Here is a 13377-nt window from a genome sequence, read left to right as displayed (position 1 = left end):
AGACTTAATTGGAGGTCAAATAATGAAAAAGTTGCTTTTGTTTTTAAGTGTTGGTAGTTTAATTGGTGTGAATGTTCAACCGATTATTGCTTGTAAAAAAGCTTCTAGAAGTTTATCAATTGCAGAAAATACTGTTATAGATGAAATAGAAAAAGAAATAAAATATAAAAAATATATTTCTGGTGATTATGCATTAATTAGAGCCAACAAAGTAATGGATAAATTAAAAGAAGAAAAAAATTTTAAATGATCTAACACTATGAAAAATGAACCAACTTTTGAAAAAGAAGTATATGTTAATTTTACAAATGAAGAAATTAGTTCAACTATTTCTAATTATAATAATTACGAAACAAATGATAAGATACCAGAATTAAACTTAATTGTAAAAACTGCAAATGCTATAAAGCAAAAAGATAAATTAGTTTGATCTGATGTTGTTGAAACAAAAATAGCATATCAAGCAATGTATGGTAATAATACAATCCCGATTGATGATTTGCAAAAAAAACTAGATATATATAGTTTGGATATAACTAGTCAAAATTATAATGCAATTCTTAATGATAAAGATAAATATAATAATTTAATTGCTGATATCATTTCAATTATGACAGCAATTTATAGTGATAAAACTCATAAAATAACAAAATTTTTAGACGAATATAAAATAGATTTTATGGATTTAGTAAATCAAAAATTTAAGTTTGATTCTATTAATGAAGTAAAAAATAATGATGGAATAGATAACCACATTCATTTAAAAGCAACCATGTATGGAGATCCTCCAGAATCATTATTTAGCGGATCTGCAGAAATAGATTTATTTGTTAAAAAAATAAAAAGTTAATACTTTTTATTTTTTTGTTCTAAAATATTTAGTGAATGGAGGAAAAAAATGAGCATTCTAAAAAAAGATATAAAATTCAACAATGGATTGAATATTCCACAAATGGGTCTTGGAACTTATCAGTTAAAAGAAAAAGATGAAATCTTTGAAGCTGTGCAAGCGGCAATTGAAGCAGGGTATCGTCATATTGATACAGCAATGATTTATAAAAACCAAAAAGCAGTAGGGGAAGCTATCAAAAGTACAAGAGTAAAAAGAGAAGACATCTTTATTACTTCAAAAATTTGAAATAGCTCACATGCTTATGAAGATACTAAAAAAGAAATTGATGTAATCTTAAATGAATTAGGTATTGAATATATTGATTTATTATTAATTCATTGACCAACACCAAAAAGACTAGAGTGTTGAAAAGCTTTAGAAGAAGCTGTAATAGAAGGAAAGGTAAAATCAATTGGAGTAAGTAACTTTTTAGTTGAACATTTAGAAGAATTATTGAAAGTTGCAAAAATTAAACCAGTTATTAATCAATTTGAATTGCATCCAGCTTTAACTTGTAAAGAACTTGTAGATTATTGTAAAAAACATGAAATTGTTGTTGAATCATGAGGAACTCTAATTAGAGGAAAATGTTTTGAGGTTGAACAATTAAATCAATTAGCAAAAAAATATAACAAATCAGAAGCACAAATATGTTTAAAGTGAGCTGAATTAAATGATTATGTTATTATTCCAAAATCTTCAAAAAAACAAAGAGTTATAGAAAATGCAAATATTGATGACTTTACTCTTACAAAAGAAGACTTAGATTTGATTGCAACAATCAAAGAACAAAGAGATGGACCAGATCCAAGTAATTTTAACTTTTAGATATTTAAAAAAGCGCAACCATGCGCTTTTTTAAATGTTATTTAAGATAAAATTAAGAATTTTTAAATCACAATTTCCAGATATAAAAAATATATTAAGCATTTTTACAACTTCAGATTCACAAATTTCATCCATTTGTAATCCAACTCCAGCATTATTATAACTTCTTGTAAAATTATTAATTTGATTTTTCATACTACTGCTTTCAATTTCGTTTGCTACTTTTGTTGCTGTAAGTGTTACATTGATATCTTCTTGATCTGGAAAAATTTGAATTGCTTTTCAAAATGCAATTAATGCACGATTTGTTATTATATTAAATTTATTTTCTAAATTTATTCTTGTAGTTTCTATTAATATTTCTTTTGCTTTAACTGTGATTTGATGTTTAAAATAATTAATTGCTTGTTCAATTTGGTTTTTATACATTTTAAACCTCCTTGTATATTTAATAATTTTACAATATTTTTTGTATATTTATTTTCTATTTGATATAATTTTACTAGATTTTTAAGAAATAAAGGGGAATTAAACAAACGTGGATGATTATCTTTCGAAAAGTATAAAAGATATAGCAAATAATTTAAACTCAGATATTAAAAAAGGATTGAATGATATACAAGTTGAAAACAATTTAACTAAATATGGTAAAAATGAACTACCTCAAGGTAAAGTTACACCATGATATTTAGTTTTTTTACATTCCTTATTTGAACCTATTCAAATAATATTAATGGTAGCTGCAATAATTAGTGTTGTTGCTCCTTTAATTGGTACAACTTGAAAAGTGAACTTAGAAGACTTTATCGATTTTATTGTCATTTTTATGATTGTTATTATTGATGCGATTTTAGAAACATTTCAAACATTAAAAGCCAGAAAGTCAATGGATGCTTTAAAAAGTTTGTCAAAACCAAAAGCAATTGTAATAAGAAATGGAAATCAACAAGAAGTTGAAGCATCAAGTTTGGTAGTTGGAGATATTGTTGTTTTAGAAGCGGGAAAATATATTCCTGCAGAAATTAGAATAATTGAAGCGAACGGACTGATGATTGATGAATCAATTTTAACTGGAGAATCAGTTCCTGTTGAAAAAACTTCAAAAGAAATTATAAGTACAAGTATTTTAGCGGAAATGAAAAATATTGGATTTATGTCAACGTTTACAACAGCAGGAAGAGCAATTGGTATTGTTATTAAAGTTGGAGTTGACACTGAAATAGGAAAAATTGCAACTTCAATTAATGAAAATGATGAAGAAGCAACGCCATTAGAAAAAAAATTAGGATTTTTTACAATGATTATTGCATTGTTAAGCTTTTCATTAGGTGTAATCATTTTTATTGCATTATTCTTCTCTGGAGACAGAACTGCATGATCAAACTACTTAATGGTTGCAATTACACTTGCAATTGGAGTTATCCCAGAATGTTTAGCAGCAATTATTTCAGTAACTTTAAGTTTAAGCGCTAGAAGAATGGCTGATGAAAATGTTATTGTCAAAAAACTTAAAGCAGTTGAAACTCTTGGAAGTGTTAATGTAATTTGTACAGATAAAACTGGAACCTTAACTCAAAATAAAATGACAGTAACTAAATTAGTTATGGATAATAAAATATCTGAAGCAAAAGATTATTTAAAACATAAAAAAGATCGTCATTTGGATTTATTTTTAAAAGCCTTAGTTTTATGTAATGACTCAGTTACTGAAGGCGATGAAAGAATTGGGGATCCTACTGAATTAGCATTAGTTGATTTTGCAGAAGTAACCGGTTTAGATGAACAAAAAGCAAGAGAACTTTATTCAAGAGTAAATGAATTACCTTTTGATAGTGAAAGAAAAATGATGACAACTGTCAATAATATTGATGATAAATATAATGTATTTACAAAAGGAGCAATTGATCAATTAATCAAATGTTGTTCAAAAATTATGATTGATAATGTTATTAGAGACATCACAGAAGAAGATAAAGTGGAATTATTAAATATTGCTAAAAAACTTTCAAGAGATGCTTTAAGAGTTTTGGCATTCGCTTATAAAACAATTGATAATCAAAATGAAGATTTAGAATCTGATTTAACTTTATTAGGTGCTGTTGCAATGATTGACCCTGTTAGAGAATCTGCAGTTTCTGCTGTTCGTCAAGCAAAACAAGCTGGTGTTAGAGTTGTTATGATTACAGGAGATCATGCTGTAACTGCTCTTGCAATTGCAAGAGATTTAGAATTAGCACAAGACGAAACTGAAGTTATGAGTTCTGAAAAACTAAATGAAATGGATGATGAACAATTATTTGACATTATTGAACAAATTCGTGTTTTTGCAAGAGTTAATCCAGAACATAAAGTAAGAATAGTTAATGCTTTACAAAAAAGAGGAAACATTACCAGTATGACTGGGGATGGGGTAAATGATGCACCATCACTGGCAAAAGCAGATATTGGTGTTGCAATGGGAATTACAGGAACTGATGTTGCAAAACAAGCAGCTGATGTTATTTTAATTGATGATAACTTTGAAACAATTATTAAAGGTGTAAATGAAGGTAGAAACGTTTATGCAAAAATCAAAAGAGCTATTACTTTTATTCTAGGAGTTAACTTAGCAAACGTTTTATCAATATTTATTCTTTCAACAATAAATACCGTTTCTCCTTTAGAAGCTACAAATATCTTATGAATGAATTTAATAGTTGAATCATGTATTGCTTTAGCGGTTGGTATGGGAAATAATGATCCAAGTTTAATGAAAGTCAAACCAATTAAAGGTAAAAACTCCTTATTTAAAGGAATATGGTTTTCAATGATGAAAATTATCTTCTTTTTAACAATTTGTTCAATAGCTGCATTTTACTTTGGAATGTCGTTTGTTGATGAAAATCATTTAAAAAAAATACTAGATACATTTAAAAATGATCCAGATAATATTGCAAAATATGCAGATTTGGATACTGCGACTTTAGCGAAAGAAGGTTGATTCCAAGTTTATCGAAATCACCCTGAAATACCAATGGGATTAAAAATTGAAATTGGAGATTATGGAAGAACTTCAATTTTTATGACAATCACATGTGCTCCTTGTTTGTTTGCGAATTTTATTAAATTAAGTCAATGACAAACAAGTAAAAAAATCAATTTTGTAACAAATAAACCATTAATTATAGCTTCATTTATTGCAGCAGCATTAAATGCTATTGCTTTATTTGTACCGGGAATTAATAATAATATTTTAAATTTATTAAATACTCAAGAATACTTTGATCATTGATATATGCTTCCAGTTATCTTTGGGTTGGTAATATTACCAACAGTTGGTATCTTGCTTGTTGATGGGGTTGTATTTGTCAGTTATCACTATTTCCCAGATCCTTGAAGAAGAAATCAAAAAATAGTAAAAGAATTTATAGAAGTAGATAAAGCTATTGCTGCAGCTGAAAAAGAAAAAGCAAAATTAAAAAAACAAAAACAACAACAAAAATAATAAAAAATCTGCATAAATAAAATGCAGTTTTTTTATTCTATTAGCAAGTAATTAAAATAAATTTATAATAACACTTCTTTGCACTATACTATATTTAATATTAAATTTATTTATCAAAAATACGAGAGACAAAATTAGTTATATTTATTTCATTTGGATTTATTAGTTTATTGGCAATATTATTATTTGGACGAAACTTAGCTATCATTATTCCTTCTGTAATTGTAGGGTTATTAACGATAACAACTTCAATGTTAAATACTTATTTTATTTAGTAAAGTTTGAAAATCAAAAATGTCCTTAATATTATTGTTTGTTTTACAACTATTGTTATTATTTTGTTTATTGTTTATCCAATAATTGTACCTTTTACAAAAGATACAATTTATATTTATATATCATTTTTGATATTTTCAATATTATATTATGTAACATTATCATTTTCAACTTCTATGAAAGAATAAAAGTAATTCAGTATTAATTGCTTTTATTCTTTATATGGAAATTAGATTTAAAACACTGCTTTTTATATTTATGATATAATAAAAAAAATTTAAAAAAGGATTAATTTATGAATAAAATATACTATAAAAGTAAAATTTGATATTGTTATTTATTTCTAGCATTGTTTTTTTTAAGTTTTCTAATTTGAGGAGTATATGAGTGTTGTTTTCACGAATATTGATACTATGATCAGCCAAAATCTAGAAACTTTGAAGACTTAATGAGCTATATGTCAGTTCATGTTAATATAATGACAATTGTTTGATTATTTTTTCAAATATTTTCATATAATAAAAAACCAGTTGGAGTTACTTCAGAAGGTTTCAAATTTTCTTTAATGAACTGAAATATGATTGTATTTTTAGTTTTTTGAGCAGGTATTATTTATTCTTTAGTTTCTGAAGAAAACATGTTAAGTGCTTATTCAAAAAGTCAAATCGCATGTACAATTGTAACTCACTTTATATGTCCATTAATTTTGTTTATAATATTTCCAATAACATCATGTAAACAAAAATTAAGTTACATAAAATGAATTAAACAAAGAGATATTTATATATCGTGTTTATATCCTGTATGTTATTTATTTTATATTTATATTAGAGGTTTAATTTATTTGCAAGATGATATTCATCTATGGCCTTATGAGTTTTTAGATTTTGAAAAAGAAGATTTATTTTTAACTAATTCTGTACCTTTATATATTTTTATAGTTATAGTGGTTTTTGGAACATGGATTGTTCTACAACATCTTTTATTAATATCTGTTAATAATTTAGGATTTTATCTAAAAAATAAATATCGAGATAGATATGAAGAATTTACAAAAAAAATTTCTACTAAAGTTAAAAATTTAACAAAATCTAAAAGTGCTAAAAAACGACAAGAAATGTAGTATATTTAGAGTTTTTATAGATAAAATTTATTTATAGTATTGATATCATTAATGACAATATTGTATAATATAAAAAAGGAATGATTATAAAGTGGAATTAAAAGTTGACAAATATAAAAAATCCGTTTTAAAAATATTCATAGTTTCAATTTTTCTTTTTATATTATTTTTTATATCAGGAGCAGTCGTGCTTATGTTAAATTGAAAAAACTTTTCTAGTTGGAAGACAGGAATAATAGCGTTATTACTAGTAATTGATATAATGTTATTAATTTCTTCAGTTTGCGGGGCATTGTTTTTAACTAAAAATAAAAACATAAAAGATATAGAGCATTTTAAAGTAAAAAAAGCTCTTGATTTTGGATTGTTTTATTTTAGAGTGTCTTTAAAAATCGATAAAACTATTGAAAATCTATCTAAAATGAATAAATTTGAACAAGAAAATATTAATTAATAAAATATTAATAAACATATATTATTAAAACTATTTAAAAATATGGTCATTATTTTACTAGGGGGATTTATGAAAGTAGCTTTATTGAATAATCAAAAAAAATTTATAAAAAATATTTTAGTATTCAAACCAATAAAATTTGCTTATTTTATTATTGATCAAATATTATTGTTATTAACTGTTTCTTTATTTATTTATGCAATTGCAAAAGGAGTAGCTATAGAAAAAGGAGCAAAATCATGAGAAAGTATAATAATATTAGTTTTAACTTTTTATTTAGTTATAAAGTTTGTTATTATAAATTGATTTGGACTAAATGTATACTTTAAATATATAAAAGTTTTTGAATATTCTTTAAAAGTAGATAAAAATAAAATTAAAGTTGGAAGAGAAGTGGATTACCAACCACTTTGATTCATGACTTGAACAATATGTTCGGTAATCATTACTGCAATCATATGTTTTTATGAAACTCAAAAAATTGGAACGAATACTGATACAGATACATTAATAATGTCAATAATTAATATAGTTTTAAATATTTTATTAGTACCATCATTTATCAACACATTAAGCGCTATTACTACAAGCAAAAAAAATATTCAAAATAACTATTCAAAATTAGTTAAAGATCAATATTATTCAAATGAAAGTTTATTTGAAAATATCGAATGAGGAGATAAACAACTTAATTTAACTTGTAAAAATGTAGAATTAAGCTCAAAAAATGGTATTTTTGTAACTTTAAATAGTGATGATTTAAATTTACAAGAATCAAAAGATATTGGTGAATTAAACAAAAAAATATTAAATTCTTACAAAGATATATGAACAAGTTACTATAATTTATTACAAGAGAGATTAAAAAATAAATTTTCTAAAAGAGCTAGCAAGCAATTGTATTATATTGAAAGAGTATATGATCAAATTTTTTTAGATTTTTATGCAATTTAATAAAAACTAGCATTTAATAGGTATATATAGTAAAATAATTATAATTATGTAGAGAGTGAATATATGAAAGTCTTAAAACAAACGAAATTAAAACTTAAGAATTACTTTAAAAGATATATAAACTTTTTTATATGTTTTTTAATGTTTGTTGTGACACCAGTTTTTGACTTTTTAATAAAAACAAGAACGGACTACTATATCTCTACAGTTTTAAAATTAGTAATTGGTATAACTTTAGCAATATACTTTATTTCTAAATATATTTCTCTTTTAATGCGTTTAGTTGATAAGTTTTTAATTGATCAAAATATTGTAAAATCTTATCTTTGAATTTTTAAAAAAGATAATATGAAAATATTATTTAAAATGGCTTGCTGTTTAGTTCCTTTTTTAGCATTAAGTTCATTTTATATATTTAATATTTCAAGTTATTTCAATAAAAACTTTAATATGAACTTTAGCTACTTTTTCCGCTTTGATAACTGATTAGACTTTAATCAAGGAATAAAAGATAGTTTTATTTCAGATATTTTCCCAGGAATAAAATATTTATTTTCAAATGAGTTTCATTTAACAATTATAGTTATTTCGTTTTTAATATTAATTTCAATATTATTTACATCAATTTTTTGATTTTGTTTAAAAATTTCTATTTTAAGAATTTCTGAAAGAGTTACAAGAAGATTTTTAAAAAATATCAAAATTAAAAAGAATTTATATGAAAATAACGCAAAAGCTTATGCATTATTAATAAATTATAGTCATAATGAAGACTTAATCAAAAATTATCTTGATCAACAAAAAGATGAAGATATAGCTATTGCTAACTATAAAAAATCTATTTTACTAACTACTTTTAAAAAGAGTTCAGAACCACCATATGCACTTGAATTTATCCAAAATACAAGTGTGATTTAATATATTAATTTTTAAGTTTTATTTTTAAATTTAAAAATAATCTTTTAAAATAAAATAAAATTTTAATATACTTAATGTACTTTTATATAATTAAACTCTACAAAGGAGAAAAAAAGAGTGGGAAAACTTAAGATAGGTTTTTTGTTTGTTGGCTTTACTGGCTGTTTAATTGTCGGGATTATTTTAGCTATTTTGTCACATCTAAAATCTATTCATATTTATAAAGGATTTTTATGAGTTCAATTAGGTTTTATAGTCTTTATTTTTCTATTATCTAACTTTGTAATGATCGAACAAATACGTAAAAACAATACTAAAATGGTTACTATCGGGATAATATTTTGTATTGTTCAAGCATTAATAACATATATTATAATTGCGATATGGATTATGTTATTTTACTTTTTTAAAATTAATTCACAAAACTTACTCATTCATACAATATCAAACGTCATTTCATCATTCATATCTATAATAGGGAATGTGTTTGCATTCTTTATAATACCTATATTGTTATGTGATTATTAAAAAGTGTATAATAACATTGCTGTTAAAAATTGTAAGGAGTAAAAATAATTAGTTTTTACAGAGAGTTAGTGGTTGGTGTGAACTAATAAAACTATATTTTGAAGGTTATACAATTCTAAACTTAATACTAATTAAGCGGGTCTATTTAATAGACTAATTAGGATGGTATCGCGGATATTTATTCGTTCCTATTTATTTTTAATAAATAAATAGGAACTTTTTTTATGAAAGGAATCTAGTTTATGAAAAAAGAACTTGATAAAAAATATAATCATTTAATCGTTGAAAAAGATAAGTACAAGTTTTGACTAGAGAATGATTATTTTAAAGCAAATATTCACTCAAAAAAACCACCATATTCAATCGTTATTCCTCCGCCAAATGTAACAGGAAAATTACATCTTGGTCATGCTTGAGACGGAACTTTACAAGATGCTTTGATTAGATATAAAAAATTATCTGGATTTGACACTTTATATCTACCAGGTATGGATCATGCCGGAATAGCAACCCAAGTAAAAGTTGAACAAAGACTAAAAGAACAAAAAATTAGTCGTTTTGAAATTGGAAGAGATGCTTTCGTAAAAAAAGTTTGAGAGTGAAAAGATGAGTATGCTCAAACAATTAGAAATCAATGAGAAAAATTAGGTTTAAGTTTAGATTACAGCTTGGAAAAGTTTACTTATTCTCCTGAGATGAATAAATTAGTAAATAAAGTTTTTGTTGAAATGTATAATAAAGGTTTAATTTATAAAGATAAAAGAATTGTTAATTGAGATCCAGTTCAAAAAACAGCAATCTCAAATATTGAAGTAATTTACAAAGAAACTAAAGGTGGAATGTATCATTTTAAATACTTTTTTGAAAATGATAAACAAAATTATTTAATAATTGCAACCACAAGACCTGAAACTATGTTTGGAGATGCTTGTGTTGTTGTTAATCCAAATGACAAAAGATATCAAAACTATATAGGTAAAAAAGTTATTAACCCAGTAAATAATCAACTTATTCCAATTATAGCTGATGAGTATGTTGATGTTGAGTTTGGAACAGGAGTTATGAAATGTACTCCGGCACATGACCCAAACGATTATATTATTGGAAAAAAGTATAATTTAGACCAAATTATTTGTATGAATATTGATGGAACTATGAATGAAAAATCTTTAGAATTCAAAGGTTTAGATAGATTTGAAGCAAGAAAACAACTTGTTGAAAAAATGCAAAAACTTGATTTATTAATAAAAAAAGAAGAAATAGATCATCAAGTGGGATATTCTGAAAGAAGTAATGCCGTTGTTGAACCATATTTATCAGAGCAATGATTTGTGAAAATGGATACATTAGCAAAACAAGTTTTAGATTTACAAAAAAGTGATAATAAAATCAACTTTTATCCAAAAAGATTTGATGATGTTTTAAATAAATGAATGGAAAATATTAATGATTGAACAATTTCTAGACAATTATGATGAGGACATCAAATTCCTGCATGATATAACAAAAACACTAATGAAATTTATGTGGGAGAACAAGCTCCAAAAGATATTGAAAATTGATTTCAAGATGAAGATGTTTTAGATACATGATTTTCATCAGCGTTATGACCATTTGCAACACTAAATTGAAACGGAAAAAATAATTCAAAATTATTTGAAAGATATTTTCCGACTAATGTTCTGGTAACTGGATATGATATTATTTTCTTTTGAGTTGCAAGAATGGTATTTAGTTCTTTAGAATTTACTAAAAATAAACCCTTTGAAGATTGTTTGTTACATGGTTTAATTAGAGATGAACAAGGAAGAAAAATGTCAAAATCATTAGGAAATGGTGTTGATCCGATGCAAGTTGTACAAGACTTTGGAGCAGATTCTATGCGTTACTTTTTATTGACAAATTCTTCTCCTGGGCAAGATTTAAGATATAGTGAAGAAAAATTAAGAGCCAGTTGAAACTTTGTAAATAAAATTTGAAATGCATCAAGATTTGTTATGCTAAATATTGATAAAGTCCCTGATAAAAAAGAGTTAGATAAAATCATATCAAACTTACAAGAAAGTAACAATATCGCTGATAAATGAATTTTAAATAAACTTTCAATAACTCAAAAAGAATTTTTTATTGCTTTTGATAAATATGAGTTCACACTTGCTGGAAAAATACTTTATAATTTTATTTGAGATGATTTTTGTAATTGATATTTAGAATTATCAAAAGCAGAAATAAACTCAAATGATATAAATGCCAAAAACATTACACTAGCAGTTTTGGGATTTACTTTAAAACAAATATTACTACTTTTACATCCTTTAATGCCGTTTGTTAGTGAAGAAATATATCAATTACTAGATCTAAAAACATCAATTTTAGAAGAATATTATGAAATAAATGAATTTAATTATGAAATTGAAGGTTTTGAAAGTCTAGTTATAGAATCTATTAAAAAAATTAGAGAATTTAGATTAAATCAAGAATTAAAAAATGAATTACATTTAACATTTAACTTAAATTATCATAATTCAAAATATAAAAATATAGCAAAATCAATGATAAATGATTTGAATAAATTTTTAAAAACGCTTGTTAATTCCGCAATAGAATTAAAAGAAATAGGCGAAGAATTTACTAGTGTTCCAATTGGAGATTGTTTTTTAGAAATTGCAAATGCTGATTTTATTGATAATGAAAAACAAATAATTAAATTAGAAGAAACTAAAGTTAAGTTAGAAAAAGAGATTGAAAGATCTGAAAAAATTTTAATTAATAAAAACTTTCTAGAAAAAGCTGATGTTAAAAAAATAGAATTAGAAAAACATAAAGCAAAAGATTATAAAACTCAATATAATTTAATTATAGAAAAACTTAATAAGTTAAAAAACTAAAAAAAGAGGGAATTAAATGCTAAAAAAAATAATCTGGTTATCATCATTTACTTTGATATGTTCAACTTCTTTTTTAACAACTTCATGTCAGTTAGGTATGTTTGTAGGATATGATATTCCTTTACAACCAAAAGATGAAGATGAAGTGAAAGCTAAATTGAACGATATACAAAATGAAAAAGAAAAACTAGAAAATCTAACAGAAGTTCATGATTTTGCAAATTTCGTTCAAGCTATATCAGAACAAGAAAATGAAAATGATAAAGAAGTAGAAAAGAATTTTAGATTGAACGATGATGTTCAAAGTTATATTAAAAATACTTTTTTAAGTTTTGCATATAATATTAAGTTAGTTATTTTTAAAGATTATAACGGAATTCAACCAAAAGATATTAAAGAAGTGAACAGCTCTTATGTAGGAAAATATTTAAATTATTATGAAGCATTAAATAAAAAAAATAAAGAAGACACTGATAAAACTATTGTAAAATGAATTAATTGCATGCATCAATTATCAATAAGTTTTGCAAAAGATCTTTATAATAAATTTGTTATAACACCTATTAAAGAATAAAAAACTATATTTCAATAAAGTAAATATAATTAGAATGACCAAACCTAAGTAGACCATTAATTTTACAATAAATGGTCTACTTAGGTTCTTCTTTTTTAAAAGAAATAAAAAATGATTATTTAAATTTAAAAAATAATAATAAGGACCCTGATAAAAGAAGTTTCTCTTTATTTTATGCATCAATTAATAATGTTTACAACAAATATGACCGAAAATAAAAAAACGTTTAAATATTAGTAAAGAGAAGTTTTTAACAGATTAATATTTCCAAAAGCAAATAAAGAAAAATTTATAAATGAATTTAATAATTACATTGAATTAAACGTCTAGCATATCACACTATGCTTGCAAACTATATAGGTTTGAATAACCAAGGTAAGTAGAACTCATACATTTAGTTAAATTAAATCAATTTGATAAAAAAATTTGAAATATACTATATAAATATTTATAAGCAT

10 protein-coding genes and 1 other annotated feature are annotated in these 13377 nt (G+C 24.0%); of the genes, 9 read left to right on the top strand and 1 reads right to left on the bottom strand.

Annotated features, from left to right (window positions below):
• The first annotated feature begins 22 nt into the window (after positions 1-22).
• Positions 23-850, top strand: coding sequence for a hypothetical protein (locus STABA_RS03320; RefSeq protein WP_156006522.1), 828 nt, complete (start codon positions 23-25; stop codon positions 848-850).
• Between the two features lie 48 nt (positions 851-898).
• Positions 899-1720, top strand: a complete 822-nt coding sequence (locus tag STABA_RS03315; RefSeq protein ID WP_156006519.1) for an aldo/keto reductase — start codon at positions 899-901, stop codon at positions 1718-1720.
• A 30-nt stretch (positions 1721-1750) separates the two neighbouring features.
• Here STABA_RS03315 and STABA_RS03310 read toward each other — a convergent pair whose 3' ends face one another.
• Positions 1751-2149 (bottom strand): hypothetical protein, encoded by a 399-nt coding sequence (locus STABA_RS03310; RefSeq protein ID WP_156006517.1) that lies wholly within the window; start codon positions 2147-2149, stop codon positions 1751-1753.
• Positions 2150-2258: 109 nt separating this feature from the next.
• Here STABA_RS03310 and STABA_RS03305 point away from each other — a divergent pair, with 109 nt between their 5' ends.
• From STABA_RS03305 to STABA_RS03275, 7 genes are all read left to right on the top strand, one after another.
• Positions 2259-5204, top strand: a complete 2946-nt coding sequence (locus STABA_RS03305; protein ID WP_156006515.1) for a cation-translocating P-type ATPase — start codon at positions 2259-2261, stop codon at positions 5202-5204.
• A 571-nt stretch (positions 5205-5775) separates the two neighbouring features.
• Positions 5776-6603, top strand: coding sequence for a hypothetical protein (locus tag STABA_RS03300; RefSeq protein ID WP_156006513.1), 828 nt, complete (start codon positions 5776-5778; stop codon positions 6601-6603).
• 193 nt (positions 6604-6796) lie between these two features.
• Positions 6797-7057: a hypothetical protein gene (locus STABA_RS03295; RefSeq protein WP_156006511.1), complete on the top strand. Its 261-nt coding sequence runs from the start codon at positions 6797-6799 to the stop codon at positions 7055-7057.
• A gap of 69 nt (positions 7058-7126) precedes the next feature.
• Entirely contained in the window at positions 7127-8011 is an 885-nt protein-coding gene (locus tag STABA_RS03290) for a hypothetical protein (RefSeq protein ID WP_156006509.1), read from the top strand.
• A gap of 141 nt (positions 8012-8152) precedes the next feature.
• Complete coding sequence (locus tag STABA_RS03285) at positions 8153-8929, top strand: hypothetical protein (protein WP_170264693.1); 777 nt, start codon at positions 8153-8155, stop codon at positions 8927-8929.
• A 550-nt stretch (positions 8930-9479) separates the two neighbouring features.
• Positions 9480-9650: a binding site (T-box leader), on the top strand.
• A 49-nt stretch (positions 9651-9699) separates the two neighbouring features.
• Positions 9700-12345, top strand: a complete 2646-nt coding sequence (locus STABA_RS03280) for a valine--tRNA ligase (RefSeq protein WP_156006505.1) — start codon at positions 9700-9702, stop codon at positions 12343-12345.
• 16 nt (positions 12346-12361) lie between these two features.
• A complete protein-coding gene (locus STABA_RS03275) occupies positions 12362-12919 on the top strand; it encodes a hypothetical protein (RefSeq protein ID WP_156006503.1) in 558 nt (185 codons plus the stop codon).
• Positions 12920-13377: the final 458 nt, after the last annotated feature.

The sequence above is a fragment of the Spiroplasma tabanidicola genome (genome assembly GCF_009730595.1).
Classification (GTDB): domain Bacteria; phylum Bacillota_I; class Bacilli_A; order Mycoplasmatales; family Mycoplasmataceae; genus Spiroplasma_A; species Spiroplasma_A tabanidicola.
Note: the sequence above shows the minus strand (reverse complement) of the source record. Positions and strands in the feature narration are given on the sequence as shown.